14 protein-coding genes are annotated in these 18,938 nt (G+C 43.5%); 4 read left to right on the forward strand and 10 right to left on the reverse strand.

The genetic code is table 11. From position 1 onward, the window contains the following. The first annotated feature begins 15 nt into the window (after nucleotides 1-15). Together M0Q51_06900 and M0Q51_06905 are read left to right on the forward strand one after the other, a co-directional pair. Nucleotides 16-1,809, forward strand: coding sequence for a M28 family peptidase (locus tag M0Q51_06900; protein ID MCK9399710.1), 1,794 nt, complete (start codon nucleotides 16-18; stop codon nucleotides 1,807-1,809). Nucleotide 1,810: 1 nt separating this feature from the next. Further along, nucleotides 1,811-2,206, forward strand: coding sequence for a GtrA family protein (locus M0Q51_06905; GenBank protein MCK9399711.1), 396 nt, complete (start codon nucleotides 1,811-1,813; stop codon nucleotides 2,204-2,206). Nucleotides 2,207-2,246: 40 nt separating this feature from the next. On the opposite strand, the gene rplI is transcribed toward M0Q51_06905, so the two are convergent. From rplI to M0Q51_06940, 7 genes are all read right to left on the reverse strand, one after another. Continuing rightward, nucleotides 2,247-2,696, reverse strand: coding sequence for a 50S ribosomal protein L9 (rplI, locus tag M0Q51_06910; GenBank protein MCK9399712.1), 450 nt, complete (start codon nucleotides 2,694-2,696; stop codon nucleotides 2,247-2,249). A gap of 15 nt (nucleotides 2,697-2,711) precedes the next feature. Continuing rightward, nucleotides 2,712-2,981, reverse strand: a complete 270-nt coding sequence (rpsR, locus tag M0Q51_06915; GenBank protein ID MCK9399713.1) for a 30S ribosomal protein S18 — start codon at nucleotides 2,979-2,981, stop codon at nucleotides 2,712-2,714. 27 nt (nucleotides 2,982-3,008) lie between these two features. Next, a complete protein-coding gene (gene rpsF / locus M0Q51_06920) occupies nucleotides 3,009-3,362 on the reverse strand; it encodes a 30S ribosomal protein S6 (GenBank protein ID MCK9399714.1) in 354 nt (117 codons plus the stop codon). A gap of 77 nt (nucleotides 3,363-3,439) precedes the next feature. Beyond that, the gene (wecB, locus tag M0Q51_06925; GenBank protein ID MCK9399715.1) at nucleotides 3,440-4,585 is read right to left on the reverse strand and encodes a UDP-N-acetylglucosamine 2-epimerase (non-hydrolyzing); all 1,146 of its coding nucleotides are present in this window, start codon (nucleotides 4,583-4,585) and stop codon (nucleotides 3,440-3,442) included. Nucleotides 4,586-4,666: 81 nt separating this feature from the next. Continuing rightward, entirely contained in the window at nucleotides 4,667-6,793 is a 2,127-nt protein-coding gene (locus tag M0Q51_06930; protein MCK9399716.1) for a C10 family peptidase, read from the reverse strand. Nucleotides 6,794-6,899: 106 nt separating this feature from the next. Further along, a complete protein-coding gene (locus M0Q51_06935) occupies nucleotides 6,900-9,578 on the reverse strand; it encodes a S8 family serine peptidase (GenBank protein ID MCK9399717.1) in 2,679 nt (892 codons plus the stop codon). Nucleotides 9,579-9,707: 129 nt separating this feature from the next. Then, complete coding sequence (locus M0Q51_06940; GenBank protein ID MCK9399718.1) at nucleotides 9,708-11,810, reverse strand: C10 family peptidase; 2,103 nt, start codon at nucleotides 11,808-11,810, stop codon at nucleotides 9,708-9,710. A 332-nt stretch (nucleotides 11,811-12,142) separates the two neighbouring features. Between M0Q51_06940 and hutI the strand changes: the two genes are divergently transcribed. Continuing rightward, the gene (hutI, locus tag M0Q51_06945; protein ID MCK9399719.1) at nucleotides 12,143-13,396 is read left to right on the forward strand and encodes an imidazolonepropionase; all 1,254 of its coding nucleotides are present in this window, start codon (nucleotides 12,143-12,145) and stop codon (nucleotides 13,394-13,396) included. A gap of 69 nt (nucleotides 13,397-13,465) precedes the next feature. Further along, on the forward strand, nucleotides 13,466-15,166 hold the full coding sequence (gene ftcD, locus M0Q51_06950) for a glutamate formimidoyltransferase (protein ID MCK9399720.1): 1,701 nt from the start codon (nucleotides 13,466-13,468) through the stop codon (nucleotides 15,164-15,166). A gap of 772 nt (nucleotides 15,167-15,938) precedes the next feature. On the opposite strand, the gene M0Q51_06955 is transcribed toward ftcD, so the two are convergent. The 3 genes from M0Q51_06955 to folP form a co-directional block, all read right to left on the reverse strand. Next, complete coding sequence (locus tag M0Q51_06955) at nucleotides 15,939-16,775, reverse strand: hypothetical protein (GenBank protein MCK9399721.1); 837 nt, start codon at nucleotides 16,773-16,775, stop codon at nucleotides 15,939-15,941. A gap of 296 nt (nucleotides 16,776-17,071) precedes the next feature. After that, on the reverse strand, nucleotides 17,072-17,929 hold the full coding sequence (gene cdaA / locus M0Q51_06960) for a diadenylate cyclase CdaA (GenBank protein MCK9399722.1): 858 nt from the start codon (nucleotides 17,927-17,929) through the stop codon (nucleotides 17,072-17,074). A gap of 51 nt (nucleotides 17,930-17,980) precedes the next feature. Continuing rightward, nucleotides 17,981-18,937, reverse strand: a complete 957-nt coding sequence (folP, locus tag M0Q51_06965; protein ID MCK9399723.1) for a dihydropteroate synthase — start codon at nucleotides 18,935-18,937, stop codon at nucleotides 17,981-17,983. Between the last annotated feature and the right edge of the window lies 1 nt (nucleotide 18,938).

Genomic DNA, 18,938 nt, shown 5'->3' on the forward strand with positions numbered 1-18,938 from the left:
AAATTCTTCCATCCCATGAAGCGTGCATATATTTTCAAAATTCTATTTCTGATTGTTATTTCCAGCAGCCTGTATTCCCAGAAACCATTCAGCCCTGATATTACAACTGATGATCTTAAGTCCCACATTTCCTATCTTGCATCTGATGATCTGAAAGGTCGTTATACAGGGGCTCCGGGCAGTACGGCAGCCTCTGAATACATCAGGGATCAATTCCGTGATGCCGGCCTGAAACTGTTGGGACAGGAAGGGTTTCAAAACTTTGAAGTGGTGGTTAGCGTTAAAGCCGGCGAGAATAACTCCTTCAGGATAAATGACAGAATTGATGCACTTGCCGGAGATTTTACTGCCTTTCCATTTTCAAAAAATGCAACGGTGGCTACGGGGGTAGTTTTTGCGGGCTATGGATTTGAAATCGAACAGGATAGCCTTTCGTGGAATGATTATCTGGGGCTGGATGTTTCCGGACAATGGGTCATGATCCTCAGGGGAGATCCTGAGATGGAAAAGCAGGAAAGCCGGTTTATTTCTTTTGGCGATGACCGCGATAAGGTCATTTTAGCGAGGGATAAAGGCGCAGCGGGAGTGATTTTTGTTTCCGGAAAAAAATTTGATGCAAATGACGAACTGGTTTCGATGTATTTTGATAAAACCCAATCAACCGCAGGAATTCCGGTCATTCACATAAAAAGAACCCTGGCCGATGAAATATTGTCGCCAGACCATCTTTCTGTCGATTTCCTTGAATCTTTGCTGATATCAGACATGAAACCCAACTCAAAGATGCTCAGCAGTGAAGTGGCAGCAACCACGCAAGTCTTACAGGAGAAAGTTACTGCGCGGAATGTGATAGGTATGCTGGAAGGAAGTGATCCGGTTCTTAAAAATAGTTTTATAATTGTTGGCGCCCACTACGATCACCTGGGAATGGGCGGCCCCGGAAGCGGATCGCGGTTTTTAGACAGCCTGGCCATTCACAATGGCGCTGATGATAATGCGTCCGGTGTTGGAGGCATATTAGAGCTTGCATCCTTTCTGGCTTCAGAAAGGACATCACTTAAAAGGAGTGTAGTTTTTGTAGCTTTTGATGGAGAGGAACTCGGTTTATTGGGGTCAAGGTATTTTGTAGAGAATCCACTGATCAATCTGAAGAATGCTACAGCCATGATCAATTTTGATATGATAGGCCGGTTGAAGCAGGAAGGTCCGGCAATAATGATCGGAGGGACAGGCACTTCTGTCGAATCGGAAGCAATACTTGACAGTCTTAATGCCGGTTCAATAAAGTTGAATTTTTCGCCTGAAGGATATGGCCCTTCTGACCATGCAGCTTTTTATGCTGAAAATATCCCGGTATTTTTCTTTTCAACCGGCGCCCATGAGGATTACCACACTCCTGGTGATGATTGGGAACGCCTGAATTTTGAAGGTGAGAAAGATATACTGGAAATCGGAAAACAGCTAATTACTGCACTGGCTAGCAAAGGTGAAAACCTGACCTTTCAGGAGGCCGGGCCTAAGCAGCAGGAAGGCGGAAGGGCCGGTTATCGTTTCAAAGTCACCCTTGGCATCATGCCTGATTTTACATCAACCGTCGAAGGTGGTTTAGGTGTCGGAGGAGTTAAAAAGGATGGACCTGCCTTTAAGGGGGGCATGCTGAAAGGTGATGTGATTACAGCTATCGATGGCAAACAGGTTAATGACATTTACGATTATATGAACCGGCTTAAAAAGCTGCAGCCAGGCCAGGTAATTTCGGTAGATGTATTACGGGAAGATAAAAAAGTGATACTGATCATACAATTGTAGCATGACCGAATACCTTTCACGGACTTTCCTGGTAAAGTTCATCAAATTCGGCATTGTCGGTTTTTCCGGCGTTCTTATAGATTTCGGGATTACTTATGCCTGTAAGGAATGGCTTAAGATCCAAAAGTATATAGCTAATTCCATTGGATTTACGGTGGCAGCATCCTCCAATTACTTTTTTAATCGCACCTGGACTTTTAGGAGCAAGGATCCTGATATCGCCATTGAATACACTGAATTTATTGTGATAAGCCTGGTGGGTTTGGGAATTGCTAATCTTATCGTGTGGCTGATCCATTCCAGGTTCAAACAGAATTTTTACCTATCCAAACTCTTTGCGATCGGGGTAGTTACGGTCTGGAATTTCTTTGCGAATTACTATATTACGTTTGCGTAGAAAAAAACCTGACAGGTTTAATATTGTGCTAATCCCTCTGTTATTCAGCAAAAACTTCGAAATTAATCTCCACTAAAACTTCTTTATGCAGTTTGATCTTGGCTTTGTAGTTGCCCAATTCTTTGATCGAATCACCGTCAACTTCAATATTTTTCCGATCAAGTTCGAAATTAAACTGGTCTTTTAAAGCCTGGGCGATCTGAATAGCATTGACTGAGCCGAATATTTTTCCGGAGGTCCCTGCTTTGGCGCCGATCTTCAGATTGATTGTTTCAAGTGTTTTTGCTACGGTCAAAGCTTCATTGCGGACCTTGTCATCCTTATATGATTTTTGTTTCTTATTCTCGGCGATGACCTTTTTATTGGTTCCGGTGGCCAGGATAGCCAGGCCATGGGGGATGAGATAATTTCTTCCGTAACCATTTTTTACGGTCACGATATCATCTTTATATCCTACGTTAGCTACGTCTTGTTTTAAAATGACTTCCATATTAATTACTCCTCCTTATTTAAGTAAATCAGCCACATAAGGCATTAAAGCCAGGTGGCGTGCCCGCTTGATAGCCTGGGCCACTTTTTTCTGATATTTTGTAGATGTACCGGTTAATCTCCGGGGGAGGATTTTTCCCTGCTCATTTACGAATTTCAACAGGAAGTCAGCATCTTTATAATCAATGTACTTAATGCCCGCTTTTTTAAAACGACAATACTTTTTCTTTTTAGTATCGACGTTAATCGGGGTAAGATATTTAATATCTCCGGTTTGCTGTGCCATGGTTCTAAACAATTATAAGTTTATATGCTAAGCTTCCTGTGGTTGCTGTTCAAGCGCTTTTCTGCGCTTTTTCTCATTATAGGCAACTGCATGTTTATCGAGCTTAACGGTCAGAAAGCGGATAATGCGTTCGTCGCGTTTGAATGCCAGTTCAACGTCGTTGATGATATCACCTTCGGCTTTGAACTCGATGAGGTAGTAAAACCCTGTAGATTTTTTCTGGATCGGATAAGCCAGCTTTTTCAATCCCCAGTTTTTTTCCAAGACGATTTCTGCTCCTTTGTCATTCAGTAATTTTTGATACTTAGCGACCGTTTCCTTCATCTGATCATCAGATAAAACGGGAGTCATAATGAAAACGGTTTCGTACTGATTTGCCATTGTTAATCGTGGTTATTATTAATTCTAATTTCAAAAATGGAGTGCAAAGGTACGATAATTATTCAGTTTACAAAACCTCAGGGAAGAAATTTCACCAATTCATTGAGAATGAATTCTGCTGCATGCCCGTCTCCGAAGATGGCCGGAAACTGATCAGGAGATTGGTTATAATAGCGGTAAAAGGCGTCACTTATCATTTTCGGGTCCGCATCAACGATAGTTGCCGTTCCCAGTTCAATCAATTCTTTCCATTCCGATTCGGACCGTAAAACCAGGCATGGCTTGCGGAAAAAGTATGATTCTTTCTGCACCCCTCCTGAATCGGTAATGATCATCCGGCACCGGTTTTCCAGCAAAAGCATGTCAAAATAGGTCACAGGTCCGGTCATCCTGAGAAAAGGATTGGCTTCTATGCTCTTCTGCAACTTGCTGTTTAGCATAACAGGCATCATTTTAACCGTTCGGGGGTGAAGGGGTAATACGAAGTCGATTTGCTGATCCCGGCTGATTTCATCCAAAGAACCCATAATTGCATTCAGCCTGTCGGCTGAATCGGTATTACTGTCCCTGTGGATGGTGCAAAGGATAAAATCTTTTCCTTTCAGGGCCAAATCACTGAGAATCTTTGATCTTTCCTCGGCTAATTGACTGTAATATAAAGCATTATCATACATAACATCTCCGCAATGGTATATCCCGGGATGATCAATAGTATAAGGAGGCTGAGCATCAGGATCAAATCCTTCTTTTGCAAGGTTTTTAAAGCCGGTTTGGGTAGGTGAAAATAGAAATGTAGACAGGTGATCACAAACTACACGATTGATCTCCTCAGGCATACTTTTATTGAATGAGCGCAGGCCCGCTTCGATATGAGCGACCGGGATACGCAATTTGGATGCTGCCAGGGACCCGGCAAGCGTTGTATTGGTATCACCATAAACCAGGACCATGTCAGGTTTTTCTTCCAAAAGAACCTGTTCCGTGCGGCGGATGATTTCCCCCGTTTGAAAACCATGCGTGCCCGAACCTACTTCAAGATTGAATTTTGGGTGCGGTATTGCCATTTCCTCAAAGAAAACGCGCGACATATTATCATCATAATGCTGCCCGCTGTGCATGATCAATTCTTCGATCCTTTCAGAGAAGAATTTTTTTATGGCACGGCTGATTGCAGCAGCTTTGATAAACTGCGGCCGGGCGCCAACGATAGTAATAATCTTCATTTTATTCATTTTAACTGAATTGCGGATGTATAAATTCATCCTCAGGACAGTTGCAAAAATAAAGGTTTATCGCTATAAATATCAATGGATAATAATCTTATGATATTTAATACTTCCAGTCCCGGATTCTGAACTCAGAATATAAATACCTGGAGAAAGTTGTCGGAGATCAAAACGGATTTGCTTTTCACCGGTATATTGGATTTCTTTAAAAAGCACGATTCTGCCCGAAAGGTCTGTCAGGCCCAGCTTTACATCGGGTCCGGAGAAATTCTTTAACTGAATCGTAAGCAAACCATTGGTTGGATTTGGATAAATCAGCATGTTGCACTCTTCGCTTACTTCGGGCAAATTTACCAGGTTCGACTCATAATAAGCCTTCCAGCCCGGTGCAGTCACCGAGTAATTACTACTGAAAGCTAAAAACATTTTACCACTTGGGGAAGTAACAGGATCGGGCACACCCGGGGAATACGACCCGCTATATTCGGAAAGCAATTGCTGGCTTTGCAAGTCATAGATTTTCAGTAAATCAAATCCGGCCTCTGTTTCAAATTCAGTAAAATAGAGCGTTACATAGGATGCTCCCTCAGGCAATATCCGCCACAGACAGGCTGAATTATCTTGGTAGTCCCAATTTCCGCTTCCATCGGTAAGGAAATCTGTCTGCGCTGTCAAAATGGTTGTGCCACTGCAATAAACCGGGATTTCAGATTTGAATGACGCAAGGAATCCTTCTCCGGTCTCGTCAGGACCGGTTTCGAAAACGACGAGCATCCCGTCGCCTGTTGTAGTTACGGGATCAGGCAACATATCCCCTGAAAATATCCCCAGGATTGGCGCCGTGATGCTGTCACCATCGTAAACAGTGACGAAATCGCTGGTATCAGTCCTGAAAATTAAAAAACTCAGGGTGATGTTGTTCACGGAATCAGCCGGCGTGATCAGCCAACTGCAAGCTGCCTCATTTTGGTAGGGATAAAGTGGCCCACTGCCGTCATCTATAGTTCCAAACAAGGTGCTGTAATTTTTTTGACCTTCGCAATAAAGGGGATAATCAAAAAGGTTAGTGTCGGGAACGGCATGGATGATGAGTTCCTGGGCAAGGTTAAAGAGTGATCCGCCCGGGGTAAGGTCATCAGTATAGAAATAACCATCATAAGAACCGTTCCATCCCCAGTTGAAATGGTAGTAATCATTTCCCTGGTATCCGTCGCATACAAAGGCATGGCCGTTGGTGTCAGGGACTGACCAGCCAGCATAATACATGGGGATTTCCTGGTCAAGATGGGCTATCAGGAGACTGTCCCAGTCCATCGAAGTCGAATCCCTGAAAACATACTGGGTTTCGGGGGAATACTTAAAGAAGGTCTTTAAAGAGTAAGCCGCTTTATGGTTATACATGCCGGACCCATCAGGGCCATAGACCATATCTACCGAAACGCCCAAATGATATAACAGTTCGGCTACTTCCGGGTTGCTATGGCCGAGCGAAGTTTCCATCAGGTCCCACTGGTAATTTGCACTGCCGAAATCTGCACTCAACGTTCCGTAAGGAGGACATTCGTAGCTATATGATCCGGTTCCCGTGTCAGGCCAGCGGAAATAGTTCATGACCTGGCCCATAGCAGTAGCCACGCATCCGGTATAACAATGGCCTGATGGTCCCGAAGGATCAGCCGGACACATCTCGTTATAATACTTGCCCTGGTCCCAGGTTGAAGTGGTCAGGGGCAGGACTTCTCTTCCGGAAAAAGGATGAATTGCTGTTAGCGGGGTTTCCAGGTAATATCTCCAAAGAGCGGCAGTTTCAGCGGATGGTTGTGCTTTTGTTTCTATAGAAAAAGTAATTTGTCTTTTATATTGTTCCATCCAGGCCTGGAAATTATCCGGTTGATGGAATGGTTCATATTTTCCGTAAAAAGTATAACATAAGACAGGTGGGTTAGCACTATGGGATGAAATTGCCATGAATCCTCCCGTTGAAAAGTTGAAAACGTAGTAAAAGATGTCTTTGTTTTCCTCAATAGTGAAAGAATTGATGATTTTCAGATTTACTGCTTCGACTAACCGGCGTGATTGTACCCGTTCAAAATATATTTTTTTTGCAACAGATATAGCCTGTTCTTCAGTAATAAATGCACCCTGTGTAAAAGAAATTGCAGGAGCGAAAAGCGAAAAAATTAAGAATACGAGTATTTTTTTCATAACAGCCAATTGAATTTGCCATTATAAAAGTATTAAGAAAGATGAATCGAATAAAAAAAGGTGTCATCCTTTTAACAGATAACACCTTTTAAAATCTTAACCGGATTTATTCGATTACGAATTTTTTAGTTGTAGTTCCTTTATCGCCATTAAGCTGTAAGATATACACCCCGCTGCTGAGATTATCGGTGTTGATCTGGTTTACATCGCCATCTTTATATCCTTTGAACGATTCCTGCCAGATTGTTTGTCCCTGTATGTTCAGGACTTTTACTGTTACCTGTTCTCCGGTCCCGCGAGCGGAATAATTCAACACACCGGTGACCGGGTTGGGATAGGTAAGGACGCCTGCATTATTATTAGCTCCTTCTTTAATCCCGGTTGTATTGGAAATCATAATATTGTCGACAAATACGTTATCTCCTTCAGCATAAAACTTATCCGAAAGAAAGCATGAAGACTGTAAAGAGATGTCGAACAGCGAATTTCCAAATTGGGAAAGATCAAAGATTTTCATATCAAAAGGATCAGTATTGGTAGCCGGATTGAAGTTCGTGTTGCCATAAATATCAGCTACCTGCTCACCATTAACCAATACCCTGAACCACGAGTACTTATTCCCGACGGAGTATGTTTGCCGCAGATCAAGAGTAAGTTCGACTCTTTCCATGCCGGTTGCATCGACATTACAGTTCTCAGCAAAACCATGGAAATTAACGTTTGTATTCCAGGCCTGTTCCGGGGTCGTATTAGTTGGCCCGCCAGACCATCCGCTGGTAAGGCCGCTTCCCTGATAGTGCAGGCCATTGATTGATCCGGGAGCTGCAGCCCTGCTATCGACCTTTACTTTCGCCCTTGAATTACTTCTAAGGTTGAAATTATTGCTTTCGCCCGATTCAAAATCTTCACTGAAATTAAGCAATATGCCTTCGATGAAGATCATGTCCGTGATAGTTTTAAAATTAGTGCCATTGGCATTGGAAGCTGTCAAATTAACGGTATAATAACCTGGTGCTTCGAAGCGCACATGCGGATTCTGCGAAGTGAGGCTTGTTCCGTCGACAAAAGTGACCGAAGATGGCTGGAAATCCCAGGTCCATACTGTGGGGTCATACAAAGTTTCATCGGTAAAGACAATTGTGTCTCTGTTACAGGCAATATTTGTATTGGCTGAAAACAATACCCAGGGGATAGGGGTGCTGGTCACTGTCATATAGTTCGTCTTGGTTTCCACGTCAGTTCCAAAATCATTAGTGACGTCCAGATTAACAGTATACACTCCTTCCGTCGCAAAATAAACGGTCGGATTCTGCTGGCTGGAAAGATGAGGTGTCCCGCCTGTAAACTCCCACGACCAGACATCCGGCACCCCGGCTGACAGATCGAAAAATTGGATACCTGTTCCGGGGGTGATATAAGGAACCGGCGTGTAAAAATCAGCTACCGGATGAAATGGTGTGCCGGCGATTGCTGCATAAGCATCAATTCTGCCTGCGCCTAGTTTCCCGGCGTAATTCTCATTGCCCGGCACACTATAAATATCTTCACAGGTCGATTTCAGGACAGTTTCAAGCTGATCGGGGGTCAGGTCAGGATTGACGGATAGAATAAGGCCGCAAAGGCCGGCAGTTAATGGACAAGACATAGAGGTGCCGGCATAAACATCATAATAGCCGAAATCGGTCAGGTCCCATGTCGTACTCAACAAACCGGATGGCCCCTGGTTCCCGTAGCCTCCCGGAGCACAAACGTCAACACTGACTGCATAATTAGAGAAATCAGTCTTTACATCATCTTCATTCGTTGAAGCAACATTTATTACATAGTTATAGGCTGCAGGATATTGAGGAGTAGTGACATTATCATTCCCCGCTGAAGCAAGCATTACTACGTCCATACCGTGTATAGTGTTAATCAGGTTTTGGTTGGTTTGACTGAAACCAGGCCCGCCCCATGACATGCTGATCACATCTGCTCCGTTATTGGCAGCCCATTGAAGGCCGGCATAACCGCTGGTAACATATTCGGGGTTACTTGAAGATGCCTTTACCCCGATAAGGCTGACATTATAACCAACTGAGGCCACGCCAATTCCATTATTTGTCTCCGCTGCAGCGAGGCCTGCAGTATGAGTGCCATGTGACCATAGTGAGGGATCCCCGCCGGTCGGCGGATTGGAATTTTGGATTCCGGGCTGCGTCATATCTTCAGACAGGACGATCTTATTAACAAGGTCAGGATGATCAATCCAGACAGCATTATCCACAATGGCAACTTTAATATCGGGTGAACCTGTATTAAGGTCCCAGGCCATCTCGGCGTTGATTACATCAAGATGCCAGTTCCAGTTAGCAGAACCTTGAGACAAGTTGTACAGTGAATCGTCCGGCGTGTAATCTATATAGGCCAGGGGCACTTTTTCAACATATTCCAGGTCAGGATTCTTTGCCAGCTCCTCCATAATAGCTTCAATCTTATCATATTGCGAAAAGTTAAGTTCAAAGGTCCGGACCAGTTTTGAGTCATTATTCAGGTCAAAAGGCCTGGAAAGCCCTGTGATATCAAATTGTTGACGTATTGCGTTCAGGAATGGTGCATTTTCAGGATCTACGGTCCTGTCAGCATTTACAGGAATATCAACCTGAACCTGGTCATTAAATTTGAAATAGACCTGTCCATCCATGAAGTCCCTGTTGTAGGTTTGCGAAATGCCTGTCAGGCTAATTAAAGCTAGGACGATGAAAGTGGTTGGAAGTAATAATTTTGAGATAAATCCTCTTTTCATGATGTGGAAATTTTACGGTAATACATGACCTTGTTTAAAACCATTCAAAATTACAATAAATTGATCAAATGGTAATAAATAAGTTATCAAAAGATGAAAGGGCAGGATTTTCCGGATGTATCAGATAATCTAATTTACCAGGATCTTTTTGTTTGATGTTCCTGTTTGGGTCGTGATTTCCATGAAATACAACCCGGCCGGGAGTAAACTTACAGAAATATCCTGTTGATAGGTGCCGGTAAAAACGGGCTGTTCTTCAGCATATATTGTCTGACCGGTCAGCGTTAGTAACCTTATCTTCAGGCTGCTTTTTTCTTCAACCCGGAAACTTATATGGATGTCTTCTGTTGCCGGATTAGGATATATTTCCAGGTGAGTGACGCCTGCCTCTTCTTGAATTCCTACATTATTGACTTCATAATAGGCTTCCCAACCCTGGAAGTTATTCGAAAGGCTTGTGCTCCAGGTAATGAACATGGTGCCTGATGTGGCTTCAATGGAACCCGGAATATCGGTACCTGAAAGTTCAGCTATCTGGGTTTGACCATCATAAACCTTAACTTTATCAACTCCTTCCTCAGTTTCAAAATAATTAAAGCTCAGGGTGATTTTATCAGCATATAGTGGATTGATCTTCCACAAGCAGGTAGTTCCGCCCTGGTAATAAAAATCACCGCTTCCATCACTAAATGTTGCTGTTGGCTCGGTGAACTGGGTTAGTCCCTGGCACCAGGTGGGCGACACGGTATTATATTCAGCATACCAGCCTGCCGCATTTCCGCTGCCATCGGTTTTGAATTCGATTAGCATCTTGTTTCCGGTTGAAGTCAGAGCCGGAGGTAAGGTAGTCCCTGAATAAGCTCCCAATAATGCATCGGAAGTTGTGCCGCCATCAAATACTTTAACAGAATCACCCGCTGTCAGGTCGAATGCTGAAAACGTCAGAGTTATGCTGCTGATGGAATCATAGATAGTTTGCGGATCGATAGACCAATAAGCTGTATTGTTATCGAGATAATTCTCAACAGGTCCGCTGCCGTCTGTGATCGATCCTGACCTGCTGGTAATATTGATTGTACCGGTATTATGGTAAGGATAGGCGCCTTCTGAAGGGACAAAATTCCTGACACAAGCCTGTCCCTGGTTAAAGCTGCCGACATCATAAAGGGAATAGTAACCATTGCCACTGCCGCTCCAGCCGAAGTTAAAATGAAAATTTTCGCCCTGGTAACCATCGCAAACGAAAGCATGCCCTAAGTAATTTGAGTTATAACCTGAATAATACAGGGGTTTGCCGACGTCAATATCAGCTTTGAGCAGACTGATCCAACCGGCTTGAGAATAATCCTCTTTTTCTTTATACTGAGCGGTGTTATACCTGAAATATTGATTCAGGCTGCCGGGGACATTAGAGCTCTGTGCACCTGAACCATCGGGGCTGAAATTCATATTGACCGAAACGGCGCAGTGGTATTGCAATTCGGCATTGGCGTCAGGGAACCGGTTATCGATACCGTTTATCATCCCTGTCCAGTTGTAATATGTCTCACCGAAATTGGCACATTGCTGGCCGTAAGAATAATGGCCGGGAATATAACAATGCTGACCTGTTCCAACTTCCGGGTAACGCCAGTAATACATGATCTGGGCCATGGCAGTCGCAACGCAGCCCACCCAGGTATGCCCGCCGGGACCGGCCGGATCTTCAGGGCAAAGAATGTTATAAGGGCTGCCCTGATCCCAGTGACAGTATAGTAATGGTGCCACATCCCTTTCCCTGGAAATAGTGAAGGCTGTGATTTCGTCATTTCTCAGTTCAGCCCAAGCTTCCGCTACTTCAGGAGAGGATTCAAACTGGTTTGCCCGCACGTAAGAAATTTGCTCAACATAATTCAGAATGAACCCTTTATAAGATGCCGGAGCATCATCGAAAATAAATCTTCCTTCAAAAGAATAACCTAAAACAGGCGTAAAGGCATCCTCAGCAGAAATAATGATAAAACCGGGTTCCATCTGGAAAGCATAAAATACCGGAGCATCATTAACCAGATAAGTATATGGATCGTTTAATCTGATCTGCTCATAGGAACATCCATTTTCATAGGTATTCAATGTAATAAAAACGAAATTTTTAGCAACTTTTTCTGCTTCAGTTAAACTGACTGGTTTCGCCTCAATATTCATAATAAGGCAGAATCCTAGCAGGGCTATTAGTGTAGTTTTTAAATTCATAATGTAAAATAGTTGGATTGGTAATAGAATACAAAGGTAAACAAATCCTGTTATAAATTAAGAAAAATCCGGAAAGTAATTTCTGTCTTAAATTAAAAGGTATAAAAAAAGCACCTGCATTTTTACAACAGGTGCCCGACAACCATTAAATAAACCAAATTAGTTCACCAAAACCAAATCAGAGAACAACCGATTTTCAAATACTATGACAAGAGAAAAAGCGAAAAGGTTGCATCAGTATAAAAAAAATATTAAAAAATGTTCTTAATTGTTTCCCCTCCGGGAGGCTCTGCCTTTTTTACTAATTTCGTGGTGTGGCAAACTGATGAATTATGACTGTTCTTATCAAAAACATCAAGGAGCTGGTGCAGGTTGAAATTCAACCACGGCAATATGTTGCTGGCCGTGAGATGGCAAAACTTGAAACAATTTGTGATGCATTCTTGCTCATTGAGGGCGAAATAATATCTTCTTTCGGCAGGATGAAAGATCTCGGTCATAAACTTGAATCGAGTGGCAGTCGCTGGCACAAAGTGATTGATGCTTCCGGGAAAATGGTATTTCCCTGCTGGTGTGATCCGCATACTCACCTGGTATTTCCTGCCAGCCGTGAAATGGAGTATATCGATAAGATCAGGGGGCTATCCTATGAAGAAATTGCCCGCAGGGGTGGAGGGATTCTGGATTCTGCCCGTAATATGCATGTCGTCCCGGAAAAAAAACTCTATCGGTCAGCACTTGTGCGGCTTGAGGAAATCATGTCATATGGCACCGGGGCTGTAGAGATAAAAAGTGGTTATGGACTTACAACAGAAGATGAATTAAAGATGCTGCGGGTCATCCGCCGTCTGAAAGAAACTTCACCCCTGACTATCATAGCCACTTTTTTGGGCGCCCATGCCATTCCACAGGAATATAAAGCCAACCCGGCAGCATATGTCGACCTGGTTATCAATGAGATGATCCCTCTGGTTGCCGCAGAGGAATTGGCAGATTATATTGATGTTTTCTGTGACCGTGGGTTTTTCAGCGTCGAAGATACAGACCGGATATTGAATGCAGGGATGAAATATGGCCTCCGTCCTAAGATACATGCCAACGAACTGGGCTCTACAGGAGGAGTACAGGTAGGAGTAAAGTATAACGCGCTTTCGGTAGACCACCTCGAATACCTGGGAAAAGAAGAGATTTCGGTTTTAAAAAATTCGGAAACAATGCCAACTGTTCTTCCCGGGGCCAGTTTTTTCCTTGGCTTGCCTTATGCACCGGTCAGGAAGATGATCGATGCCGGCCTGCCGGTTGCTATGGGCAGCGATTTCAACCCGGGTTCGTCTCCTTCAGGGAATATGCAGCTAATCCTTTCACTTGGGTGCATTAAATATAAGATGCTCCCCGAAGAGGCTGTCAATTCCGTGACCATTAACAGTGCTTACGCAATGGGACTGCAAGAGGAGCTGGGCAGCATTGCAGTCGGTAAAAAAGCCAATATTTTCATTACAAAGGAAATACCATCGATCCAATATATGCCTTACGCTTTTGGAAGCAATAAGGTGGAGAAGGTGATTTTGAAGGGGAAGGTTTATTAGAGTTGACAGTTGACAGTTGACAGTCAGCAGTCAGCAGTCAACAATAGAACAATAGAACAATAGAAAGATATGAAGCAACTTATAGAATGTGTCCCTAATTTCAGCGAAGGGCGGGACATGGGGATTATCAGGCAGATCACCGACCAGATAGAAAGTGTCGATGGAGTCAGGTTACTGGATGTTGATCCGGGGAAGGCGACCAACAGGACCGTGGTCACCTTTGTGGGTGAGCCGGATGCTGTTTTAAATGCAGCTTTCCTGGCAGTAAAAAAGGCTTCGGAGATCATTGATATGCGCAATCACAAAGGGGAGCACCCGCGTTTTGGCGCTACCGATGTTTGTCCGCTGGTCCCCATCAGGAATATCAGCATGGATGAAGTTGCTGCTTATGCCCGTAAATTGGGCGAAAGGATCGGAAAAGAGCTGGGGATCCCGGTGTATTGTTATGAAAATGCTGCACTAAAGGAAGAAAGAAGAAACCTGGCCAACTGCCGTGCCGGGGAATATGAGGGCTTGCCGGAGAAACTGAAGAATCCTCAATGGAAACCCGACTTCGGCCCGGCGGCATATAATGAAAAAATTGCCCTCACCGGTGCAACGGCTGTGGGAGCAAGGGATTTCCTGGTCGCTTACAATGTTAACCTCAATACAACATCAACCCGCAGGGCAAATGCGATTGCTTATGATATCCGCGAGAAGGGGCGCCTTGTGCGTGAAGGTAATCCCGTTACCGGAAAGATCAAAAAAGATGAAAACGGGAATGAAATTTATTTTCCCGGATCACTCAAGGCATGTAAGGCTATCGGTTGGTATATCGAGGAATATGGGATTGCACAGATCTCCATTAACCTGACAAACATCAGTATTACACCGGTTCATGTGGCATTTGAGGAAACTTCAAAGAAAGCCCAGGAAAGGGGGCTCCGGGTGACTGGTTCGGAACTGGTGGGGCTTATCCCTTTGAAAGCCTTGCTCGATGCAGGAAAATATTTTCTTTTAAAACAACAAAGGTCTGCCGGGGTTTCTGAAAAGGAGCTGGTAAAGATTGCCGTGAAATCCCTTGGCCTGGATGACCTTAAACCCTTTAATCCAAAGGAGAAGATCATCGAATACCTGCTGGAAGACCCAGCCGATAAGAAACTGGTCAGCATGACCGTCGAAGGCTTTGCCGATGAAACGGCATCGGAATCACCGGCTCCGGGAGGAGGTTCTGTTTCTGCATTGGTAGGAGCATTAGGTGCGTCCCTGGGGACCATGGTAGCCAACCTGTCATCCCATAAAGCCGGCTGGGACGACCGTTGGGATGAGTTTTCGGCCTGGGCTGAAAAGGGACAGAAAATCAAAGAAGAGCTGCTTTTTCTTGTGGATGAAGATACCCGCGCTTTCAACCGCATTATGGATGCATTCGGCTTACCAAAAGGAACTGATGAGGAAAAGAAAGCCAGGAAAGTTGCTATTCTGGAAGCCTCGAAATATGCTATCAAAATTCCTTTCCGCGTGATGGAAAAGTCGCTTGAGTCGATGGAAGTCATGGAGGCTATGGCAAAAACCGGGATGAAAGCCTCGGCCTCTGATGTCGGCGTGGGCGCATTATGTGCACGGACGGCTGTCATGGGCGCTTTCCTTAATGTGAAAATTAATGCTGCAGGATTGGAAGATAAAGAATTCGCCGCGGAGTATGTAAGGAAAGGGAAGGAGATCGTGGAAAAAGCACAGCAGCAGGAAGTGGAGATACTGGCGGTTGTTGAGGGAAAGATTGGTAAGATTTGACGATTGGGTGATTTGCTGATTTGCAGATTTGCTGATTTGAAGATTGGTTGATATAACGATGATAACTTCTTATATTATTTGAAACGATCGAATTTGGTCCCGGAGGGACCTTTGAAAATAGCCCCGGACACCGTCCGGGGTAAGCAACGGAGGCCGTAATTACAAGTCCCGTAAGGGACGGCCGATAATATTTCCAGATGAAATCCTTTTGCCCCATCTTAAATAGATGCCTTTTCATTCGTCCCGCTGGGACTTTTAATTGGATTGCGCCCCTATTATCCCTGGACGTTGTCCAGGGCTATTATCGTTCCTCCCTGACGGGAGGAGATTAAAACTGTCGATTTACTGATTGTTTAATTGGTTGATTTGTCAATTGGTTGATTTGTCAATTGGTTGATTTGGAGATTTGGCGATTTGCTGATTGATTTAGTGTAGATTATCTGTCAGTTTATTTTATTATTAAAATTTTCCCGCCAATCCTTGATTTCTGCGATTCGAAATCATAGAAATAGACACCAGATTTGATTTGGCGTGTGTCCCATACTGATTTCTCATTTTTTATGCTAAGTGATTCTATTTCACGACCATATGCATCAGAGATGGTTAAAATCTGGTTTTTGAGGTTTGCATCCTGTTTCTCAAAAATCACATAATCTTTAGCCGGATTTGGGTAAATTTTTACCGGACAAATATTGGGTTCCTTAACTTTTGATACGACAGAATCCAGTGGTATTTTGACTAAAACTGCTCTTTCATTTGGATATGGGTCGACTTAGGAAAAAATGTAAATGTATTCACCTGAAACTAAAAGGGTATAATCCCACGAACTAATACTGTCGAGTTCCAACATGCGGAAAAACAGGTCTGGTGGAGAAAATTTACCGATAACAAGTCCATTATTAACTCCATGATAGATAAGCCGGTTCTCACTTACCGGGACAACACCCTCTATGTATTCGGTTGAAGTATCTATCGTGCAGTATTCAAAATCTCCATTCTCATCAAATTCGGAGATCAATCCTCTATCTATCCATGGAAATAAAGAAAGAGTAATACGTCCTGATGCAAAAAAACGATTCTCATTCAACCGGTTAATTACCCACTGGCCATAATAATTATTTTCCACTTCAATACACGTATCGACATTTAATATGTTACCATCTGTGTTGTACTTTACTATTCCTTGATGTTCCGTTTCTACCGAGATGAACTCGTGTCCAGATACCACTTCTATGTCATATGTCTCAATATTTGAAGCATCGAACTTTAATTTGACAGATCCGTCTGAATTCAGGTTATAGTAATTACTTTCAACTGGTGGAAAAGCATAATCATTTGAATAGATATTTTCTGCTAAAATGAATGTTCCGTCGGGTAATTCCCTGATCGGCCCCAATCGTGATCTATTATAACCTAATGCAGTTGTAGACCAACTCCAAATACTATCTCCTTCACTATTGGTTTCAAGTAATAAACCTGTATAATTTTCGCCGTCCATGGCAATAAAATAGTTTCCATTGAATTTCTTAATCATAGAACTGATCCAATTCATCCCACCTGAATAATCTTTTTTCCACAAGATCTCTCCGGCTTCATTAATCTTTGCCATGAACATTCGTTTTGTTGATCGGGGATTATACCTGTTGTTATCGGCTATAATAAATTCGCCATTGTCTGTTTTAATAGCTTCAAAAACCCTATAAATTGTACTATCTAACTTTGTAATAGTAAAAGGTTCCTGGGAATTGCCCGTCAATGATAAAACAGAAAGCAAAAACAATATAAATGCTATTTTTTTCATACTGAAAGTATTGCAGATTAATGCTTTCAATATACTATAAAAAAATGGAAAATGGATGAAAATAAGTTAACGTATGGTGTGGTTAAGTTTCCGGTTACCAAAGTTCAATTTCCCGGAGGTGCAACAGGTTCAGTCTCCTGAGATTTATTTTCTTCAGGTTCCTGTGCAACAGGCTGCAGTCTTTCCTCCAGAAAATCCCTGAGCACGGAAGGCTGGACATTCCGGGTAAGTTCCCCGCCTTCAGAATAAGAAATCTTGCCGGTCTGCTCTGAGACAACGATGGCAATTGCATCACTTTGCTCTGTGACCCCCACAGCAGCCCTATGCCGCAAACCCAGATTGGCAGATAATTTGGGGCTTTTGGATATGGGCAGGATGCAACGTGCTGCTTCAATCTTATTCCCTCTGATGATCACAGCGCCATCGTGCAATGGACTGTTGGGAAAGAAAATACTCTCCAGCAGTTCAACGGAGATGTAAGCATTAAGATACTGCCCTGTATCTTTTATGACCCTTAATTCATGCTGCCTTGTTAAGATGATCAGGGCTCCCTGTTTGATATTTGACATTTTCTGGCAGGCGTAGACGATTTTATCGATATCTACGATATAAGTACTGTCATCGCTGAAATGCCAGAAAAGGAACCTTCTCCGTCTCCTCTGGATAAAATCAGGCTTGCCAAGTGAAAGTAAAAACTGCCTGAGTTCCGGCTGGAAAATAATAAACAGGGCAATAATCCCCACGCTGAAAAAAGCCCCCAGGATTTGTCGTAACAGTTCCATCTGCAATGCATCCGTGATGCGCCAGATGAAGAACATGCTCACGATGGCAAAGAACATGTTTATGGAAACCGATCCTTTGAGCAGGTAATATAATTCATAAAGGATGAAAGCCACAAGCAGGATGTCAATCACATCAAGAAAGCGGATCTTCAGGAAACCGGTAAGTAGTATGGCGATCATTTGAATCTTGCAAAAATAGGAAAAATGCAGTTGCCTTTCAGGTTCAATTGTTCAATGTTCGACCATCTCGATTAACCGAACTGCTTCCACCGCCGGCTTCACATCATGCACCCTCAGGATAGAAGCTCCTTTTAAAAGAGCAATAGTGTTTAATACGGTTGTGCCGTTCAGGGCCTCTTCCGGCTTGATTTGCAGAACACGGTTGATCATGGATTTCCTGGAAAGCCCTGCTAAGACTGGGTAACCTGCTGCTACCAGGCCGTCAAGGTTTTCCAGGAGGCGGAAATTATGTTCCACTGTTTTCCCAAAACCGAATCCGGGATCAAGAATGATCTGGTCGTGCCCTGATTCCCGGAGTTTACGGACCTGCTCAAATAAAAAGCTGCCGACTTCCTGCACCACATCTTCATAAACCGGGTTTACCTGCATAGTTGATGGAGTTCCCTTTATATGCATGATGATGTAAGGGATTTGAATTTCAGCAATGAATGGGATCATTATGGGATCATAAGTGCCGCCGGAAATATCGTTGATCATATCGGCGCCTTCCCCGGCTGCAATTCTCGCTATTTCAGCACAGTATGTATCCACCGATAAAATAATTTCCTGATATGCTGCGCGAATTTCTTTTAATACAGGAACTAATCTCTTCTTCTCCTCTTCTACACTGACCTCTGCGGCTCCCGGACGAGTTGACACAGCCCCGATATCGATTATGTAAGCACCTTCACTCACCATCTGCTCTACTTTATCTCTCCACTTCCGTGCCCCCTGGTTCGCAGTTCCCAGTTTGCAGTTCCCAGTTCCCCGCCTCCTTTTCTCCAAATCGTTCAAATCGTCCAATCGTACAATCATCCCATCACAATACCTTCCCCCATCATAAAAAGAATCAGGCGTAATATTCAGGATACCCATCACACGGGGTCTGCTAAAATCAATTCTTTTACCGTTAAATTCAAAAATCCTTTTTGGTGAAAAAGATGTATTTTTATCGCCGTTTTTATCCATA

The organism is Bacteroidales bacterium (genome assembly GCA_023229505.1).
GTDB lineage: Bacteria > Bacteroidota > Bacteroidia > Bacteroidales > JAGOPY01 > JAGOPY01.